Raw genomic sequence first — 18063 nt, forward strand, 5'->3', positions numbered from 1 at the left:
ACGCCTTGCGCCGGCCTGCAGGTTTGAAGATAACGATTACCCTGAAGGATGGATAGAACACATGAACTTACATGAATATCAGGCCAAACAGCTGTTTGCCCGGTATGGCTTACCGGCTCCGGTGGGTTATGCCTGTACTACCCCGCGTGAAGCAGAAGAAGCCGCATCTAAAATCGGTTCCGGCCCGTGGGTAGTTAAATGTCAGGTTCACGCTGGTGGCCGTGGTAAAGCGGGCGGTGTGAAGGTTGTTAAGAGCAAAGAAGAAATTCGTGCGTTTGCTGAACATTGGCTCGGCAAGCGTCTGGTCACTTACCAGACAGATGCGAACGGCCAGCCAGTCAACCAGATCCTGGTTGAAGCGGCAACCGACATCGCGAAAGAGCTGTATCTGGGCGCGGTGGTTGACCGTAGTTCACGTCGCGTGGTGTTCATGGCGTCTACCGAAGGCGGCGTGGAAATCGAAAAAGTGGCAGAAGAGACGCCACACCTGATCCACAAAGTGGCTATCGATCCACTGGCAGGTCCAATGCCTTACCAGGGCCGTGAGCTGGCGTTCAAACTGGGTCTGGAAGGCAAGCTGGTTCAGCAGTTCACCAAGATCTTCATGGGTCTGGCGACCATCTTCCTGGAGCGCGATCTGGCGCTGATCGAGATTAACCCGCTGGTGATCACCACTCAGGGCGATCTGATCTGCCTTGATGGCAAACTGGGTGCTGACGGCAATGCTCTGTTCCGCCAGCCGGATCTGCGTGAAATGCGCGACCAGTCCCAGGAAGACCCGCGTGAAGCGCAGGCTGCACAGTGGGAACTGAACTACGTGGCACTGGATGGCAACATCGGCTGCATGGTTAACGGTGCGGGCCTGGCAATGGGTACCATGGACATCGTTAAGCTGCACGGCGGCGAGCCAGCGAACTTCCTCGACGTGGGCGGTGGCGCAACCAAAGAGCGCGTAACCGAAGCGTTCAAAATCATTCTCTCTGACGACAACGTGAAAGCTGTTCTGGTGAACATCTTCGGCGGTATCGTACGTTGCGACCTGATCGCAGACGGTATCATCGGCGCGGTGGAAGAAGTGGGCGTTAACGTCCCGGTTGTTGTGCGTCTGGAAGGTAACAACGCTGAACTCGGCGCGAAAAAACTGGCTGACAGCGGCCTGAATATTATTGCAGCGAAAAGTCTGACGGATGCAGCTCAGCAGGTTGTTGCCGCAGTGGAGGGGAAATAATGTCAGTTTTAATTAATAAAGATACCAAGGTTATCTGCCAGGGCTTCACCGGTAGCCAGGGGACTTTCCACTCCGAGCAGGCGATTGCCTACGGTACGCAGATGGTTGGCGGCGTAACCCCAGGTAAAGGGGGCACCACGCACCTGGGCCTGCCGGTGTTCAACACCGTGCGTGAAGCCGTAGAAGCGACGGGCGCAACCGCGACTGTTATCTACGTACCGGCACCGTTCTGCAAAGACTCCATTCTGGAAGCGATCGACGCAGGCATCAAACTGATCATCACCATCACTGAAGGTATCCCGACGCTGGATATGCTGACCGTGAAAGTGAAGCTGGACGAAGCGGGCGTGCGTATGATCGGCCCGAACTGTCCGGGCGTGATCACCCCAGGCGAATGCAAAATCGGCATCATGCCAGGTCACATTCACAAGCCGGGCAAAGTGGGTATCGTCTCCCGTTCCGGTACGCTGACCTATGAAGCGGTTAAGCAGACCACCGACTACGGCTTCGGCCAGTCCACCTGTGTGGGCATCGGCGGTGACCCAATCCCAGGCTCTAACTTCATCGATATCCTGAAGCTGTTCCAGGAAGATCCACAGACCGAAGCGATCGTTATGATCGGTGAGATCGGGGGTAGCGCGGAAGAAGAAGCCGCTGCTTACATCAAAGAACACGTAACCAAGCCAGTAGTCGGTTACATCGCGGGTGTGACGGCGCCGAAAGGTAAGCGTATGGGTCACGCAGGCGCGATTATCGCCGGTGGTAAAGGTACGGCTGATGAGAAATTCGCAGCGCTGGAAGCCGCAGGCGTGAAGACCGTTCGCAGCCTGGCGGATATCGGCGAAGCACTGAAATCCATCATTAAGTAAGTCCTCTCTGCGCCCTGAAAAGGGCGCGTTGAAATAAAAAAATGTCCGTTTCGACATGGTTGGCCGCTGTAAAGCGGCCTTTTTTATTGCGCACGGGACGACATGAAATAGTCACGAATGGGTGTTAATTTGTAGGGCTGGAAAAGTAAAATAATTGTTGTTTATTTGCTTCAAAGAGAACGAGTGGAAAAAAACAAAAAACGCACTAAAATTTATGTCCTGGATTAATCATTCGTTCTTCCACATCTGAGTTAATAAAAATCACTTCTGTTTATATCAATCTTTCTACTCGATAACCTTAATTGTATTTCATATACATATCTTTAACATGGTTTTTACTATGTTCACCACATCAAAACACAATTAACATACCTCATTATTTTTGATTTAAATCAATGTTTAATGCTTGGAAAAAAGCATCAAAAAGCGCTAAATTGTGCCCGATCAAAATGGCTGAAAAGTGGTAATTTTGCTATATATTGATCGCCGTCGAAAAACGTAAATGTGATTCAATAAAAACCTGTTTATTGTAAGGGTTTTGCAGCGTATTATATTTGCGGGATCAATTTGAGTTTTTTATTAACGTATTTGTAACCTTTCATCACTGCTTTTTCCTGTTGTAGAGAATAGGCAACGAAGAAGGGGAGCAGATAACTTTGTATTGGGGCATGCGTGTGGATCCGTTGCTAACGGGGTTCACTCTCGGAGTCTTCATGCGATGAGCAAGGAGTCATAATGTTAGACGTAGTCGAACTGTCGCGCTTACAGTTTGCCTTGACCGCGATGTACCACTTCCTGTTTGTGCCGCTGACGCTCGGTATGGCGTTCCTGCTGGCCATCATGGAAACGGTATACGTTCTCTCCGGCAAACAGATTTATAAAGATATGACCAAGTTCTGGGGCAAGTTGTTTGGTATCAACTTCGCACTGGGCGTGGCTACCGGTTTGACCATGGAGTTCCAGTTCGGGACTAACTGGTCATATTATTCCCACTATGTAGGGGATATCTTCGGTGCGCCGCTGGCCATTGAAGGTCTGATGGCCTTCTTCCTCGAATCCACCTTTGTAGGTCTGTTCTTCTTCGGCTGGGACCGTCTGGGCAAAGTCCAGCATATGGCGGTGACCTGGCTGGTGGCATTAGGGTCTAACCTGTCCGCGCTGTGGATCCTGGTGGCAAACGGCTGGATGCAGAACCCGATTGCGTCTGATTTCAACTTCGAAACCATGCGTATGGAGATGGTCAGCTTTGCCGAGCTGGTGCTGAACCCGGTCGCACAGGTTAAATTCGTCCACACCGTGGCATCTGGCTATGTGTGCGGCGCGATGTTCATCCTGGGCATCAGCTCCTACTACATGCTGCGTGGTCGTGACTTCGCCTTTGCCAAGCGTTCCTTTGCTATCGCTGCAAGCTTCGGTATGGCTGCAATCCTCTCCGTTATCGTTCTGGGTGATGAATCCGGTTACGAGATGGGTGATGTGCAGAAAACCAAACTTGCCGCAATCGAAGCTGAATGGGAAACCCAACCGGCGCCTGCTGCCTTTACCCTGTTCGGTATTCCGGACCAGGATGCGCAGGAAAACCGCTTCGCCATTCAAATTCCTTACGCGCTCGGTATCATCGCTACCCGTTCTGTTGATAAACAGGTGACGGGTCTGAAAGAACTGATGGAGCAGCACGAAGGCCGTATCCGTAACGGTATGAAAGCCTACGCTCTGCTGGAACAGCTGCGTGCCGGTTCTACCGACCAGGCCGTTCGTGACCAGTTCAACGACGTGAAGAAAGATCTGGGCTACGGTCTGCTGCTGAAACGCTATACCCCGAACGTCTCCGACGCGACGGAAGCGCAGATCCAGATGGCAACCAAAGACTCTATTCCACGCGTAGCGCCACTCTACTTTGCCTTCCGTATCATGGTGGGCTGCGGCATCATCATGCTGCTGATCATTGCGGCGTCCTTCTGGTCTGTGATTCGTAACCGCATCGGCGAGAAAAAATGGCTGCTGCGTACGGCGCTGTATGCTATCCCGCTGCCGTGGATCGCTATTGAGTCCGGCTGGTTTGTTGCGGAATATGGCCGTCAGCCATGGGCGATTGGTGAGGTGCTGCCAACGGCGGTGGCCAACTCCTCGCTGACAGCAGGCGATCTGATCTTCTCAATGCTGCTGATCTGTGGTCTGTACACCCTGTTCCTGGTGGCTGAACTGTTCCTGATGTTCAAGTTCGCGCGCCTTGGCCCAAGCAGCCTGAAAACCGGTCGCTATCACTACGAGCAGTCCGGTGTGACTACTCAGCCGGCACGCTAAGACAGGAGTCATCAAATGATCGATTATGAAGTATTGCGTTTTATCTGGTGGCTGTTGATCGGTGTTCTGCTGATCGGTTTTGCTGTCACGGATGGTTTCGACATGGGGGTGGGGATGCTCACCCGTTTCCTCGGTCGTAATGACACCGAGCGTCGAATCATGATCAACTCCATCGCCCCGCACTGGGACGGTAACCAGGTGTGGCTGATCACCGCAGGCGGCGCGCTGTTTGCTGCCTGGCCGATGGTCTACGCGGCTGCGTTCTCCGGTTTCTACGTGGCGATGATTCTGGTACTGGCGTCTTTATTCTTCCGTCCGGTAGGTTTCGACTACCGTTCCAAGATTGAAGACACCCGCTGGCGTAACATGTGGGACTGGGGCATCTTCATTGGTAGCTTCGTTCCACCGCTGGTGATTGGTGTGGCATTCGGTAACCTGCTGCAGGGTGTACCGTTCCACATGGACGAGTACATGCGTCTGTACTACACCGGTAACTTCTTCCAGCTGCTGAATCCGTTTGGTCTGCTGGCAGGCGTAGTCAGTGTGGCGATGATCATCACCCAGGGCGCAACCTACCTGCAGATGCGTACTGTTGGTGAGCTGCACCTGCGTTCTCGTGCGACGGCTCAGGTTGCCGCGCTGATCACGCTGATCTGCTTCGCGCTGGCAGGTGTCTGGGTGGTATACGGTATTGATGGTTACGTGGTGACCTCTGCCATTAACCACGTCGCACCGTCTAACCCGCTGACCAAAGAAGTGGCGCGTGAGGCCGGTGCATGGCTGGTGAACTTCAACACGATGCCTGTGCTGTGGGCTATTCCGGCGCTGGGTGTGTTGCTGCCGCTGCTGACAGTACTGACGTCTCGTCTGGAAAAAGGTGCTCTGGCGTTCGTCTTCTCTTCACTGACGCTGGCGTGCATCATCCTGACTGCAGGTATCGCTATGTTCCCATTCGTGATGCCATCCAGCACCATGCTGAATGCTAGCCTGACCATGTGGGATGCAACCTCCAGCCATATGACGCTGAACTTAATGACTTATGTTGCTTGCGTGTTCGTTCCGATTGTTCTGGCCTACACCATCTGGTGTTACTGGAAAATGTTCGGTCGTATCACTAAAGAACATATCGAAAGCAACACCCACTCTATGTACTAAGTAAGGAGCTGAATATGTGGTATTTCGCATGGATTTTAGGGACGCTTCTTGCCTGTGCTTTTGGTGTCATCACTGCCCTGGCGCTTGAGCACGTTGAAGCGACTAAAGCGGGTGAAGAAAAACACTAATGAATATTATCGCAACGTTATATGCGGTAATGGATAAGCGCCCGCTACGGGCGCTTTCTTTAGTGATGGCATTACTGCTGGCAGGGTGTATCTTCTGGGACCCTTCGCGTTTTGCAGCGAAGACCAGCGAGCTTGAGATCTGGCACGGCTTTCTCATTATGTGGGCGGTGTGCGCAGGCGTGATTCACGGCGTGGGCTTTCGTCCGAAAGCGATTCACTGGCAGGGTATCTTCTGTCCGCTTATCGCCGATCTTGTGCTGCTTGCTGGATTGATTTTCTTCTTCTTCTGAATAAGAAATGTCCGTTAACCATATGGGCTTACCCGAGCCCATAAAAATTTACTCTCCGTTTACTTTCTCCCATTCCAAACCATCTTTCCCGCGCGTATAGTAGCGAAGTTTAAAAGCTCTAACTTTTGTTGCATTACCGGGATGTAAAGTGAATACAACGCTGTTTCGATGGCCGGTTCGTGTCTATTACGAAGATACCGATGCCGGTGGTGTGGTTTACCACGCCAGCTACGTTGCTTTTTATGAACGGGCACGCACAGAGATGCTGCGCCATCATCACTTTAGTCAACAGGTGCTGTTGGCTGAGCGAGTTGCCTTCGTGGTACGCAAGATGACGCTTGAGTATTTTGCGCCTGCCAGACTCGACGATATGCTCGAAGTCCAAACTGAAATTACATCAATGCGCGGAACCTCACTGGTTTTCACGCAGCGGATAGTCAATGCAGAGAACACCGTACTGAACTCAGCTGAAGTACTGATTGTCTGTGTTGATCCAACCATAATGAAGCCTCGTGCGCTTCCTAAGTCTATTGTCGCGGAGTTTAAGCAGTGACTGACATGAATATCCTTGATTTGTTCCTGAAGGCAAGCCTTCTGGTTAAACTTATCATGCTGATTTTGATTGGTTTTTCAATCGCATCCTGGGCCATCATCATCCAGAGAACGCGTATTCTCAATGCGGCTGGCCGTGAAGCGGAAGCGTTTGAAGACAAGTTCTGGTCGGGTATCGAACTGTCCCGTCTGTATCAGGAAAGTCAGGGTCGTCGCGATAGCCTCGCTGGCTCCGAACAAATTTTCTACAGCGGATTCAAAGAGTTTGCCCGTCTGCACCGCGCGAACAGTCATGCGCCTGAAGCGGTAGTGGAAGGGGCGTCACGTGCGATGCGTATCTCCATGAACCGCGAACTGGAAAATCTCGAAACGCACATTCCCTTCCTGGGAACGGTGGGTTCCATCAGCCCGTATATCGGCCTGTTTGGTACGGTGTGGGGGATTATGCACGCCTTCATCGCGCTGGGCGCAGTGAAGCAGGCGACGTTGCAGATGGTTGCACCGGGTATTGCAGAAGCACTGATTGCGACCGCTATCGGTCTGTTTGCGGCAATCCCGGCGGTGATGGCTTACAACCGTCTGAACCAGCGCGTGAATAAACTGGAACTGAACTACGACAACTTCATGGAAGAGTTCACCGCGATTCTGCACCGTCAGGCGTTTACCAGCACCGAGAGCAACAAGGGGTAAACCATGGCCAGATCGCGTGGACGAGGTCGTCGCGAGCTCAAGTCCGAAATCAATATCGTTCCGCTGCTGGACGTACTGCTGGTGTTGCTGCTGATCTTTATGGCGACAGCGCCCATCATTACCCAGAGCGTGGAAGTTGATCTGCCGGATGCGACAGAATCACAGGCGGTAAGCACCAATGACGATCCTCCGGTCATCATTGAGGTTTCCGGCGTAGGGCAATACAGCGTCGTGGTAGAGAAAGATCGTATGGATCAGCTACCGCCGGAGCAGGTGATTGCTGAAGCGCAACGACGCCTGGAGTCAAATCCGAAAACGGTCTTCTTAATCGGTGGGGCGAAAGACGTGCCTTACGATGAAATTATTAAAGCGCTGAACTTGCTACATAGTGCGGGTGTTAAGTCGGTTGGCTTAATGACTCAGCCTATTTGATCATCCGCGTAGTTTTTGGGAACCGATAGTGTCAAAGGCAACCGAACAGAACGACAAGCTTAAGCGAGCGATAATCGTCTCCGCAGTGCTGCATGTGATCCTTTTTGCAGGGCTGATCTGGAGTTCGTTCGACGAGCATATTGATGCATCAGGCGGCGGTGGCGGTTCTTCTATCGACGCCGTCATGGTAGATCCCGGTGCGGTCGTGCAGAACTATAACCGTCAGCAACAGCAGCAGGCGAGCGCAAAACGGGCTGAAGAGCAGCGAGAAAAACAGGCGCAACAGCAAGCGGAGGAACTGCGCGAAAAGCAGGCCGCCGAGCAGGAACGTCTGAAGCAGCTTGAGAAAGAACGTTTGCAGGCGCAGGAAGCCGCGAAAGAGCAGGCACAACAGCAGAAGCAAGCCGAAGAGGCCGCGAAGAAAGCCCAGGAACAGCAAAAGCAGGCGGAAGAGGCGGCAGCGAAAGCCGCAGCGGATGCCAAAGCACAGGCTGATGCCCAGGCGAAATTAGCGGCAGAAGCGGCGAAGAAAGCCGCTGCCGACGCCCAGAAGAAAGCGGAAGCGGAAGCCGCGAAGAAAGCCGCCGCCGATGCTCAGAAGAAAGCGGAAGCGGAAGCCGCGAAAAAAGCCGCTGCTGATGCTCAGAAGAAAGCTGAAGCAGAAGCCGCGAAAAAAGCCGCTCAGGAAGCCGAGAAGAAAGCGGCTGCCGAGGCGGCGAAGAAAGCCGCTGCTGCCGAGAAAGCGGCCGCAGAAAAAGCCGCTGCTGCTGAAAAAGCGGCTGCGGAGAAGAAAGCTGCCGCCGAGAAAGCTGCCGCCGAGAAAGCTGCCGCCGAGAAAGCGGCTGCCGACAAAAAAGCTGCAGCTGAGAAGGCTGCTGCCGATAAAAAAGCTGCAGCGAAAAAGGCTGCTGCAGAAAAAGCCGCTGCCGCTGCGGGCGTTGACGATCTGCTGGGCGATCTCAGTTCTGGTAAGAATGCGCCGAAAACAGGCGGTGGGGCGAAAGGGAGTGGTCAGCCGTCTAAAGACAGCGGTACTTCGGGTGCCAACGGTGGTGCGACGGGGGCGGATATCAGCGCTTACGCTAAGCAGATTCAGGTGGCTATTCAGAGTCGCCTGTTTGATGCAGGCCTTTATCAGGGTAAACAGTGCGTGCTGCATATCAACCTTGCGCCAGACGGCCGGTTGAAAAATGTGACGTCTGAAGGGGGCGATCCTGCGCTTTGTCAGGCAGCATTGGCCGCAGCAAGATCGGCGAACATTCCTAAACCGCCTAGTGAGGCTGTTTATGAAAAGATAAAAGATGCCAAACTGGACTTTAAGCTGTAATCGACTCTCCTTACGGAAGTATGGAAAACAGTCTATTGTCGTAACCAGGGTTTAGTAGTTTTGTCTATTTGGGTTTGTTAACATTCTGCTAAATTATCGTGGGTAAGGTTACCCAGATAAGGGAGATATGATGAAGCAGGCATTACGTGTAGCATTTAGTTTCTTAATGCTGTGGGCAGCTGTACTGCACGCAGAAGTACGTATCGAGATCACCCAGGGGGTGGACTCGGCACGCCCAATCGGTGTAGTTCCATTCCAGTGGGCTGGCCCTGGCGCGGCGCCTGAAGATGCCGGCGGCATCGTGGCAGCTGACCTGCGTAACAGCGGTAAATTCAACCCGTTAGATCGTTCTCGTCTGCCTCAGCAGCCGGGTAGCGCGCAGGAAGTTCAGCCTGCTGCGTGGTCTGCACTTGGCATTGATGCCGTGGTTGTCGGTCAGGTTACCCCTAACCCGGACGGCTCTTACAACGTGGCCTGGCAGCTGGTGGATACCGGCGGTGCACCGGGTACCGTTCTGGCTCAGAACTCTTACAAGGTCACTAAACAGTACCTGCGCTATGCGGCTCACGCTGCCAGCGATGCGGTATTCGAAAAACTGACCGGTATTAAAGGTGCGTTCCGTACCCGTATCGCCTATGTGGTACAGACCAACGGCGGCCAGTTCCCGTATGAGCTCCGCGTCTCTGACTACGACGGTTACAACCAGTTCCTGGTGAAACGCTCTTCTCAGCCGCTGATGTCTCCAGCCTGGTCTCCGGACGGCTCTAAACTGGCCTACGTGACCTTCGAAAGCGGTCGTTCTGCGCTGGTTATCCAGACGCTGGCTAACGGTGCTGTTCGTCAGGTGGCGTCGTTCCCGCGTCACAACGGTGCACCTTCGTTCTCGCCGGACGGCTCTAAGCTGGCCTTTGCGCTGTCTAAAACCGGTAGCCTGAACCTGTACGTGATGGACATTGGTTCTGGTCAGATCCGTCAGGTGACGGATGGTCGCAGCAATAACACCGAACCATCATGGTTCCCGGATAGCCAGAACCTGGCGTTTACCTCTGACCAGGCAGGCCGTCCACAAATCTATAAAGTGAACATCAACGGCGGTGCTCCGCAGCGTATCACCTGGGAAGGCTCTCAGAACCAGAACGCAGACGTGAGCAGCGACGGCAAATTTATGGTAATGGTCAGCTCCAACGGTGGGCAGCAGCACATTGCCAAACAAGATCTGGTAGCGGGTGGCGTCCAAGTTCTGTCGTCAACGTTCCTGGATGAAACGCCAAGTCTGGCACCTAACGGCACTATGGTAATCTACAGCTCTTCTCAGGGGATGGGATCTGTGCTGAATCTGGTTTCTACAGATGGGCGTTTCAAAGCGCGTATTCCGGCAACTGATGGTCAGGTAAAATCACCTGCCTGGTCGCCGTATCTGTAAATAATAATTAATTGATTACTAAAGGAATCATAGAAATGCAACTGAACAAAGTGCTGAAGGGGCTGATGATCGCTCTGCCTGTAATGGCAATCGCAGCGTGTTCTTCTAACAAGAACGCCAGCAATGACCAGAGCGGCGAAGGCATGATGGGTGCCGGCACCGGTATGGACGCTAACGGCAATGGCAACATGTCTTCTGAAGAGCAAGCGCGTCTTCAGATGCAGCAGCTGCAGCAGAACAACATCGTTTACTTCGATCTGGATAAATACGACATCCGTTCTGACTTCGCTGCGATGCTGGATGCTCACGCTAACTTCCTGCGTAGCAACCCGTCTTACAAAGTCACCGTAGAAGGTCACGCGGACGAACGTGGTACTCCAGAGTACAACATCTCCCTGGGTGAACGTCGTGCTAACGCTGTTAAAATGTACCTGCAGGGTAAAGGCGTTTCTGCTGACCAGATCTCCATCGTTTCTTACGGTAAAGAAAAACCTGCAGTACTGGGTCATGACGAAGCGGCTTACGCCAAAAACCGTCGTGCCGTACTGGTTTACTAAGAGAATTGCATGAGCAGTAACTTCAGACATCATCTGTTGAGTCTGTCGTTACTGGTTGGAATAGCGGCCCCCTGGGCCGCTTTTGCTCAGGCACCAATCAGTAGTGTCGGCTCAGGCTCGGTAGAAGACCGGGTCACTCAACTCGAGCGTATTTCTAACGCTCACAGTCAGCTTTTAACCCAACTCCAGCAACAACTTTCCGATAACCAAAACGATATTGACTCCCTTCGTGGTCAGATTCAGGAGAGCCAGTATCAGCTTAACCAGGTTGTGGAACGGCAGAAGCAGATCTTGCTGCAGATTGATAGCCTGAGCAGCGGTGGGGCAGCAGCGCAACCAGCAGCGGGCGATCAAAGTGGGGCGACGACAGACGCGCCAGCACCTGCAGCCGATGCTTCTGCCTCGACAGGTGCGCCTGTGCAGAGCGGTGACGCGAATACGGATTACAACGCGGCTATTGCACTGGTACAGGATAAATCGCGCCAGGATGACGCTATCGTTGCGTTTCAGAACTTCGTTAAGAAGTACCCGGATTCCACTTACCAGCCAAACGCAAATTACTGGCTGGGTCAGTTGAATTACAACAAGGGTAAAAAGGACGATGCGGCGTTTTATTTCGCTTCAGTGGTGAAAAATTACCCAAAATCGCCAAAAGCGCCTGATGCGATGTTTAAGGTCGGCGTGATCATGCAGGACAAAGGTGACACTGCGAAAGCCAAAGCGGTTTATCAGCAGGTGGTCGCAAAATTCCCGGGCACGGAAGGGGCCAAACAGGCGCAAAAACGTCTGAGTTCGATGGGATGATTATCGCATGACCAGAAATCGCGTTATTTCTGGTCGTGCAGCATGATTACTAAGCAGTTAAGTGATCTTCATCGAAATTTTTGTTGCGCAGAATTCTTAAATCAGTAATATATGCCGCCGTTGCCACGGGATATCAAACAACGTGAAAGCAGCATAAAAGTGGGTCGTTAGCTCAGTTGGTAGAGCAGTTGACTTTTAATCAATTGGTCGCAGGTTCGAATCCTGCACGACCCACCACTTAAAGCAGTTCCGGCAGTACAGAGTGGGTGATTAGCTCAGTTGGTAGAGCATCTCCTTTACACGGAGGGGGTCGGCGGTTCGAGCCCGTCATCACCCACCACTCGGGTCGTTAGCTCAGTTGGTAGAGCAGTTGACTTTTAATCAATTGGTCGCAGGTTCGAATCCTGCACGACCCACCAATTTAATTGGTTCCGAGTGATAATTCAGGCAACACCCAGATGGGTCGTTAGCTCAGTTGGTAGAGCAGTTGACTTTTAATCAATTGGTCGCAGGTTCGAATCCTGCACGACCCACCAGCCTGAATAAATTTGAAGTACATCCCGCAAGGGGTCGTTAGCTCAGTTGGTAGAGCAGTTGACTTTTAATCAATTGGTCGCAGGTTCGAATCCTGCACGACCCACCAATTTTGATATCTTACTCAGATGTCAAATGTGAAGGATAACGTTGCTTTAGCAATGGCCCGAAGGGCGAGGCAAGGCCGAGTAATCCTGCACGACCCACCAATGTTAAAAAGCGCCCTAAAGGCGCTTTTTTGCTATCTGCGATACAACAAATGCTCCTCACATCTATTCCCGGTGACTTTTCACTCCAGATTCGCTATCTTGTTTAGTATACAAAACACAATTGCCGCAAGTTTTGCTATGTCAGGCAAAAGAAAGGCAATATTGTTAAGCCAGTAAAACGAGAAGCCATAATGAGCGTGATGTTTGATCCTGAAGCCGCAATCTATCCCTTCCCGCCGAAGCCTGTTCCGCTGAGCATGGATGAAAAGCAGTTCTACCGTGAGAAAATCAAGCGTCTTCTCAAAGAGCGAGATGCAGTGATGGTGGCACATTACTACACCGATCCGGAAATCCAGCAGCTGGCGGAAGAGACCGGAGGCTGTATTTCTGATTCTCTGGAGATGGCGCGCTTTGGTGCAAAACATCCTGCTTCCACGCTACTGGTTGCGGGGGTGCGTTTTATGGGGGAAACGGCAAAAATCCTCAGCCCTGAAAAAACCATCCTCATGCCAACGCTGAACGCGGAGTGTTCACTGGATCTCGGCTGTCCGATTGACGAGTTCTCGGCCTTCTGTGACGCCCATCCTGACCGTACCGTGGTGGTTTACGCCAATACGTCGGCAGCAGTGAAAGCGCGCGCAGACTGGGTTGTTACATCGAGCATCGCCGTTGAACTGATTGAACATCTGGACAGTCTGGGCGAGAAGATTATCTGGGCACCTGACCGCCATCTCGGCAATTATGTCCAGAAGCAGACCGGGGCAGACGTGCTCTGCTGGCAGGGGGCCTGTATCGTTCATGACGAGTTCAAGACGCAGGCGCTGGCCCGCATGAAGGCCCTTTATCCTGACGCCGCTATCCTTGTTCACCCTGAATCTCCGCAGTCGATTGTCGACATGGCCGATGCCGTGGGCTCCACCAGCCAGCTTATTAACGCTGCCAGAACGTTGCCTCACAAGCAGCTTATCGTGGCGACCGATCGCGGAATCTTCTACAAGATGCAACAGGCCGTGCCGGAGAAAGAGCTTCTCGAAGCGCCTACCGCAGGTGAGGGGGCCACGTGCCGCAGCTGTGCGCACTGTCCGTGGATGGCGATGAACGGCCTGAAAGCGATTGCTGAAGGGTTAGAAACTGGCGGTGCGGCGCATGAAATCCATGTGGATGCCGCCCTGCGTGAAGGCGCGTTAGTTCCACTTAACCGCATGCTGGATTTTGCAGCTACACTACGTACTTAATTCACTACGTCCCGGGGAAAAGATGGATTTTTTTAGCACACAAAACATTCTGGTTCATATACCGATTGGTGCAGGTGGCTATGACCTGTCATGGATTGAAGCGGTTGGCACGCTGGCGGGATTGCTCTGTATCTGGCTCGCAAGCCTGGAGAAGATCAGCAATTACGCGTTCGGGTTAATTAACGTCACACTGTTTGCGATTATCTTCTTCCAGATCCAGCTGTACGCCAGCCTGCTTTTGCAGCTGTTCTTTTTTGCGGCCAATATCTACGGATGGTACGCATGGTCGCGGCAGAACAGTCAGCAGGAAGCCGAGCTGCAGATCCGCTGGTTACCCTTGCCGAAAGCCATCGCCTGGTTTGTCGCCTGTGTGGTCGCCATTGGTTTAATGACGGTCTACATTAACCCGGTATTTGCTTTCCTGACCCGCATTGCTGTGGCGGTTATGTCCGGCATCGGTTTGCATGTGACGATGCCGGAGCTTCAGCCGGATGCTTTCCCGTTCTGGGATTCCTGCATGATGGTGTTGTCGATTGCGGCGATGATCCTGATGACCCGTAAGTACGTTGAGAACTGGCTGCTGTGGGTCATCATCAATGTCATCAGCGTGGTGATTTTCGCGCTGCAGGGTGTCTATGCGATGTCGCTGGAATATCTGCTCCTGACCTTCATTGCCCTGAACGGAAGCCGGATGTGGATTAACAGCGCGCGTGAGCGAGGCTCACACGCGCTGTCCAGTTAATGGTGGTGATGATGTGAATGGCCGGACTGCGCCTCATTCAGGTGGCAATCCGGCCCGTTACAGGGCTGGTACTCCATCTGGATGGTCGCGTGACCAATTTCATAGTGATGTTCAAGAAAGTGCTGGATGCGTTCGAGTAGCGCATCGTGGTCATGAGGTGGAATAACCTGCACATGTAACGTCATAACCGGTTTCTCGCCCACCAGCCAGACGTGTACATGGTGGACGTTACGCACTTCCGGAACCGAACGGTGCAGATTCCGTTTCAACTCGGCGATATCCACAGAGGCGGGGGCTCCCTCCAGCAACTCATTGACGCTCTCCTTCAATAGCCGCCAGGCGCTGCGTAAAACCAGACACGAGACCAGCACTGAAAGAATCGGGTCGACAGGTGTCCAGCCGGTATAGAGGATCACCAGTGCGGCAACAATGGCCCCCACGGAGCCCAGCAAATCCCCCAGCACGTGCAAGGCCGCCGCTCGCACGTTGAGGTTTTTTTCCTCACTGCCACGATGCAAAATCCAGAATGCCAGGATATTGGCAAGCAGTCCCGCCACGGCAAACACCATCATTGTCGTCCCGGCAACCGGCTGAGGGTGTCTGAAGCGCTGAATCGCCTCCCAGACGATAAGAATGGTAATGACCACCAGCGCAATCGCGTTAACAAACGCGGCAAGGGTCGTCAGCCTCAGCCAGCCGAACGTATGGCGTGCATTGGGGGGGCGACGGGCAAACTGCACGGCCAGCAAGGCGAAAAGCAGCGCCGCTGCATCCGTAAGCATATGCCCGGCGTCAGCCAGCAGTGCCAGAGAGCCGGAGACCAGACCACCGATGACCTCAATAATCATGAAGGTTGCGGTAACGCCGAAGGCCAACAGCAGGCGTTTAGCGTTGTCGTCGCCGGAAGCGTGGGAATGTGTGTGTGCCATGTTATCTTTCCTGATTCGTTATCATTTTTAGTGTAGCGTTTTTAATAGGTTACTCAAAAAGAAAGGAGAGCCTGGGCTCTCCTTTTATCCTTAAATCACCAACCGGTTACTGGGTTGTACCATCCGTTTTGGTATTGGCATCATCGCCCACTTTGTCATTCGCGTCCGGGCAACGGCCGTCTTTACACATCGTGTTTTTGTGAACCTCATCCTTGCTCATATTGTCATGATTCATGGTGCCGGAGTCGGTACCATTAGGGTGCAGCATCGTGCCACCGGTATTGGTGTTTCCATTATTAATCTGACTATTATCGACATTGTTCGGGGCGACATTCTGTTTAGCATCAGGGGCGACCTGGCCTGCTGACGCAGCCGCGTTAGCATCGCCGTTACCCGATGAGCCCATTTCGGCCGCAAGAACGCTGCCGCTTGCCAGGGTGAGGGTTGCCGTCAGGAAGAGGGTTGCCAGTTTCGTCATTTTCATCATGGTGCTCCTGTTCTTGTCGTTACGCTGGATAACATTCTCCAACAGTGCATCTTTTTCAGAGGCGAAAGATCCCGCCAGACGGACTTACGTCAGTAGGGAATCGCGTTTAAGCAAGTAAAAATGGTTGTTACAGTTAAAAAGCATAGGTTAGATCTCGTTTTTCGCTATTTTGTGGCGATTTTTAGGCGAATTCCAGGAATTATCTGCGTGAAGTGTAAAACCGTGTTTACACTTCCTGGTCGACAAGATAGATTGAAAGGATTGCTTTCATTACTAAAGATATGGCAGAGCTGGAAAGAAGATGAATTATCAGAACGACGATTTACGCATTAAAGAGATCAATGAGTTATTACCTCCTGTAGCACTCCTTGAGAAATTCCCCGCCACTGAAAATGCCGCAAACACGGTTTCTCATGCTCGTAAAGCGATCCACAAGATCCTGAAAGGTAATGACGATCGTCTTCTGGTGGTGATTGGCCCGTGCTCTATCCACGATCCTGCCGCGGCAAAAGAGTATGCCGCGAGACTGCTCCAGCTACGCGAAGAGCTTAAAGATGAGCTGGAGATTGTGATGCGCGTGTACTTTGAAAAGCCGCGCACCACCGTTGGCTGGAAAGGACTGATTAACGATCCACATATGGATAACAGCTTCCAGATTAACGACGGCCTGCGTATTGCGCGCAAGCTGCTGCTGGAGATTAACGACAGTGGCCTTCCAGCCGCCGGTGAGTTCCTGGATATGATTACGCCACAATATCTGGCAGATCTGATGAGCTGGGGCGCCATTGGCGCGCGTACGACTGAATCTCAGGTTCACCGTGAACTGGCGTCCGGCCTCTCTTGCCCGGTTGGTTTTAAAAACGGTACCGATGGCACCATCAAAGTCGCGATTGATGCCATCAATGCGGCAGGGGCACCACACTGCTTCCTGTCGGTGACCAAATGGGGTCACTCTGCCATTGTTAACACCAGCGGTAACGGTGACTGCCATATCATTCTGCGCGGCGGTAAAGAGCCTAACTACAGCGCAAAACATGTCGCGGAAGTGAAGGTCGGGCTGGAAAAAGCCGGGCTGCCGCCTCAGGTGATGATCGACTTCAGCCACGCCAACTCCAGCAAGCAGTTTAAAAAGCAGATGGACGTCGGCGCAGATGTTTGTCAGCAGATTGCCGGCGGTGAGAAAGCGGTGATTGGGGTGATGATTGAAAGCCATCTGGTAGAGGGTAACCAGAACCTCGAAGGCAGCGAGCCGCTGGTCTATGGCAAGAGCGTGACGGATGCCTGCATCGGCTGGGAAGATACCGACGCCATCCTGCGTCAGCTGGCGAATGCGGTAAAAGCCCGTCGCGGTTGATTCTCCCGGCACAAATAAAAAAGCGCGGAAGGCTCCGCGCTTTTTTTATGTCCGGCGAAAATTACTTCGCTTTACCCTGGTTCGCAACAGCCGCGGCTTTCGCTGCGATCTCATCTGCGTTACCCAGATAGTAGTGTTTGATTGGTTTGAAGTTTTCGTCGAACTCATACACCAGCGGTACGCCAGTCGGGATGTTCAGTTCAAGGATTTCGTCTTCACCCATGTTGTCCAGGTATTTCACCAGCGCGCGCAGGGAGTTACCGTGAGCGGCGATGATCACGCGCTCACCGCTTTTCAGGCGTGGCAGAATGGTTTCGTTCCAGTAAGGCACAACGCGGTCGATGGTCAGCGCCAGGCTCTCGGTGGTTGGCAGCTCAGCGTCGGTCAGTTTCGCATAACGCGGGTCGTGGCCCGGATAGCGCTCGTCATCTTTGGTCAGCTCTGGTGGGGTTACCGCGAAGCCGCGACGCCACTGTTTAACCTGCTCGTCACCGTATTTCTCAGCGGTTTCGGCTTTGTTCAGACCCTGCAGCGCACCGTAGTGACGCTCGTTCAGTTTCCAGGATTTTTCAACCGGCAGCCAGGCCTGATCCAGTTCGTCCAGCACGTTCCACAGGGTGTGGATGGCACGTTTCAGCACAGAGGTGTAAGCAAAATCAAAGCTGAAGCCTTCTTCTTTCAGCAGTTTACCCGCTGCTTTTGCTTCGCTTACGCCTTTCTCTGACAGATCAACGTCGTACCAACCGGTGAAGCGGTTTTCGTTGTTCCACTGGCTTTCGCCGTGGCGCACCAGAACCAGCTTAGTAATAGCCAT

The 18063-nt window shown here is 52.9% G+C and carries 19 protein-coding genes and 5 tRNA genes; 21 read left to right on the top strand and 3 right to left on the bottom strand.

The annotated features are described in order from the left end of the window. Positions 1-61: 61 nt before the first annotated feature. The 20 genes from sucC (at position 62) to pnuC (ending at position 14479) form a co-directional block, all read left to right on the top strand. The gene (gene sucC / locus ACTJJI_RS02465) at positions 62-1228 is read left to right on the top strand and encodes an ADP-forming succinate--CoA ligase subunit beta (RefSeq protein ID WP_006809579.1); all 1167 of its coding nucleotides are present in this window, start codon (positions 62-64) and stop codon (positions 1226-1228) included. After that, positions 1228-2097 (top strand): succinate--CoA ligase subunit alpha, encoded by an 870-nt coding sequence (sucD, locus tag ACTJJI_RS02470; protein ID WP_008501094.1) that lies wholly within the window; start codon positions 1228-1230, stop codon positions 2095-2097. Before sucC ends, sucD begins: the two co-directional genes overlap by 1 nt. Positions 2098-2832: 735 nt before the next feature. Continuing rightward, positions 2833-4401, top strand: coding sequence for a cytochrome ubiquinol oxidase subunit I (gene cydA / locus ACTJJI_RS02475; protein ID WP_013097536.1), 1569 nt, complete (start codon positions 2833-2835; stop codon positions 4399-4401). A 15-nt stretch (positions 4402-4416) separates the two neighbouring features. Beyond that, the gene (gene cydB, locus ACTJJI_RS02480; protein WP_014831115.1) at positions 4417-5556 is read left to right on the top strand and encodes a cytochrome d ubiquinol oxidase subunit II; all 1140 of its coding nucleotides are present in this window, start codon (positions 4417-4419) and stop codon (positions 5554-5556) included. Between the two features lie 14 nt (positions 5557-5570). After that, on the top strand, positions 5571-5684 hold the full coding sequence (cydX, locus tag ACTJJI_RS02485) for a cytochrome bd-I oxidase subunit CydX (RefSeq protein ID WP_003858598.1): 114 nt from the start codon (positions 5571-5573) through the stop codon (positions 5682-5684). Next, positions 5684-5974 (top strand): cyd operon protein YbgE, encoded by a 291-nt coding sequence (gene ybgE / locus ACTJJI_RS02490; protein WP_014831116.1) that lies wholly within the window; start codon positions 5684-5686, stop codon positions 5972-5974. Before cydX ends, ybgE begins: the two co-directional genes overlap by 1 nt. Before the next feature lie 148 nt (positions 5975-6122). After that, positions 6123-6527 carry a tol-pal system-associated acyl-CoA thioesterase gene (ybgC, locus tag ACTJJI_RS02495; RefSeq protein ID WP_003858593.1) on the top strand — a complete coding sequence of 135 codons (405 nt, stop codon included), beginning with the start codon at positions 6123-6125 and terminating at the stop codon, positions 6525-6527. Then, positions 6524-7216 carry a Tol-Pal system protein TolQ gene (gene tolQ, locus ACTJJI_RS02500; RefSeq protein ID WP_013097532.1) on the top strand — a complete coding sequence of 231 codons (693 nt, stop codon included), beginning with the start codon at positions 6524-6526 and terminating at the stop codon, positions 7214-7216. The genes ybgC and tolQ overlap by 4 nt, the downstream gene beginning before the upstream one ends. 3 nt (positions 7217-7219) lie before the next feature. Beyond that, positions 7220-7648, top strand: coding sequence for a colicin uptake protein TolR (gene tolR / locus ACTJJI_RS02505; RefSeq protein WP_003858589.1), 429 nt, complete (start codon positions 7220-7222; stop codon positions 7646-7648). A 28-nt stretch (positions 7649-7676) separates the two neighbouring features. Further along, entirely contained in the window at positions 7677-8975 is a 1299-nt protein-coding gene (tolA, locus tag ACTJJI_RS02510) for a cell envelope integrity protein TolA (protein ID WP_440652925.1), read from the top strand. Positions 8976-9105: 130 nt separating this feature from the next. Next, the gene (gene tolB, locus ACTJJI_RS02515) at positions 9106-10398 is read left to right on the top strand and encodes a Tol-Pal system beta propeller repeat protein TolB (RefSeq protein WP_013097529.1); all 1293 of its coding nucleotides are present in this window, start codon (positions 9106-9108) and stop codon (positions 10396-10398) included. Positions 10399-10433: 35 nt separating this feature from the next. Further along, positions 10434-10955, top strand: a complete 522-nt coding sequence (gene pal, locus ACTJJI_RS02520) for a peptidoglycan-associated lipoprotein Pal (protein WP_006177214.1) — start codon at positions 10434-10436, stop codon at positions 10953-10955. Positions 10956-10964: 9 nt separating this feature from the next. After that, positions 10965-11759, top strand: coding sequence for a cell division protein CpoB (gene cpoB, locus ACTJJI_RS02525; protein ID WP_014831118.1), 795 nt, complete (start codon positions 10965-10967; stop codon positions 11757-11759). Positions 11760-11920: 161 nt separating this feature from the next. Continuing rightward, positions 11921-11996, top strand: a tRNA-Lys gene (locus tag ACTJJI_RS02530). Between the two features lie 27 nt (positions 11997-12023). After that, positions 12024-12099 (top strand) — tRNA-Val (locus ACTJJI_RS02535). Positions 12100-12102: 3 nt separating this feature from the next. Next, positions 12103-12178: transfer RNA gene (locus ACTJJI_RS02540), tRNA-Lys, on the top strand. Positions 12179-12219: 41 nt separating this feature from the next. Then, a tRNA-Lys gene (locus ACTJJI_RS02545) sits at positions 12220-12295 on the top strand. Between the two features lie 31 nt (positions 12296-12326). Further along, positions 12327-12402 (top strand) — tRNA-Lys (locus ACTJJI_RS02550). A 291-nt stretch (positions 12403-12693) separates the two neighbouring features. Further along, the gene (gene nadA / locus ACTJJI_RS02555) at positions 12694-13737 is read left to right on the top strand and encodes a quinolinate synthase NadA (protein ID WP_014831119.1); all 1044 of its coding nucleotides are present in this window, start codon (positions 12694-12696) and stop codon (positions 13735-13737) included. A gap of 22 nt (positions 13738-13759) precedes the next feature. Next, complete coding sequence (pnuC, locus tag ACTJJI_RS02560; protein WP_029882502.1) at positions 13760-14479, top strand: nicotinamide riboside transporter PnuC; 720 nt, start codon at positions 13760-13762, stop codon at positions 14477-14479. On the opposite strand, the gene zitB is transcribed toward pnuC, so the two are convergent. After that, positions 14476-15408 (bottom strand): CDF family zinc transporter ZitB, encoded by a 933-nt coding sequence (gene zitB, locus ACTJJI_RS02565; protein ID WP_440652929.1) that lies wholly within the window; start codon positions 15406-15408, stop codon positions 14476-14478. The genes pnuC and zitB overlap by 4 nt on opposite strands. A gap of 106 nt (positions 15409-15514) precedes the next feature. Beyond that, on the bottom strand, positions 15515-15892 hold the full coding sequence (locus tag ACTJJI_RS02570) for a YbgS-like family protein (protein WP_440653539.1): 378 nt from the start codon (positions 15890-15892) through the stop codon (positions 15515-15517). 304 nt (positions 15893-16196) lie between these two features. On the opposite strand from ACTJJI_RS02570, the gene aroG reads away from it, so the two are divergent. Beyond that, on the top strand, positions 16197-17249 hold the full coding sequence (gene aroG, locus ACTJJI_RS02575) for a 3-deoxy-7-phosphoheptulonate synthase AroG (RefSeq protein ID WP_063425678.1): 1053 nt from the start codon (positions 16197-16199) through the stop codon (positions 17247-17249). 61 nt (positions 17250-17310) lie between these two features. Here aroG and gpmA read toward each other — a convergent pair whose 3' ends face one another. Beyond that, entirely contained in the window at positions 17311-18063 is a 753-nt protein-coding gene (gene gpmA, locus ACTJJI_RS02580; RefSeq protein ID WP_008501111.1) for a 2,3-diphosphoglycerate-dependent phosphoglycerate mutase, read from the bottom strand.

The organism is Enterobacter sp. 22466, from assembly GCF_052044775.1.
In the GTDB taxonomy this organism is placed as follows: Bacteria; Pseudomonadota; Gammaproteobacteria; order Enterobacterales; family Enterobacteriaceae; genus Enterobacter; species Enterobacter dissolvens.

Coding starts and splice junctions, on each gene's coding strand:
- sucC (WP_006809579.1), top strand. CDS start 62: ATGAACTTACATGAATATCAGGCCAAACAGCTGTTTGCCCGGTATGGC.
- sucD (WP_008501094.1), top strand. CDS start 1,228: ATGTCAGTTTTAATTAATAAAGATACCAAGGTTATCTGCCAGGGCTTC.
- cydA (WP_013097536.1), top strand. CDS start 2,833: ATGTTAGACGTAGTCGAACTGTCGCGCTTACAGTTTGCCTTGACCGCG.
- cydB (WP_014831115.1), top strand. CDS start 4,417: ATGATCGATTATGAAGTATTGCGTTTTATCTGGTGGCTGTTGATCGGT.
- cydX (WP_003858598.1), top strand. CDS start 5,571: ATGTGGTATTTCGCATGGATTTTAGGGACGCTTCTTGCCTGTGCTTTT.
- ybgE (WP_014831116.1), top strand. CDS start 5,684: ATGAATATTATCGCAACGTTATATGCGGTAATGGATAAGCGCCCGCTA.
- tolR (WP_003858589.1), top strand. CDS start 7,220: ATGGCCAGATCGCGTGGACGAGGTCGTCGCGAGCTCAAGTCCGAAATC.
- tolB (WP_013097529.1), top strand. CDS start 9,106: ATGAAGCAGGCATTACGTGTAGCATTTAGTTTCTTAATGCTGTGGGCA.
- pal (WP_006177214.1), top strand. CDS start 10,434: ATGCAACTGAACAAAGTGCTGAAGGGGCTGATGATCGCTCTGCCTGTA.
- cpoB (WP_014831118.1), top strand. CDS start 10,965: ATGAGCAGTAACTTCAGACATCATCTGTTGAGTCTGTCGTTACTGGTT.
- nadA (WP_014831119.1), top strand. CDS start 12,694: ATGAGCGTGATGTTTGATCCTGAAGCCGCAATCTATCCCTTCCCGCCG.
- pnuC (WP_029882502.1), top strand. CDS start 13,760: ATGGATTTTTTTAGCACACAAAACATTCTGGTTCATATACCGATTGGT.
- zitB (WP_440652929.1), bottom strand. CDS start 15,408: ATGGCACACACACATTCCCACGCTTCCGGCGACGACAACGCTAAACGC.
- ACTJJI_RS02570 (WP_440653539.1), bottom strand. CDS start 15,892: ATGAAAATGACGAAACTGGCAACCCTCTTCCTGACGGCAACCCTCACC.
- aroG (WP_063425678.1), top strand. CDS start 16,197: ATGAATTATCAGAACGACGATTTACGCATTAAAGAGATCAATGAGTTA.
- gpmA (WP_008501111.1), bottom strand. CDS start 18,063: ATGGCTATTACTAAGCTGGTTCTGGTGCGCCACGGCGAAAGCCAGTGG.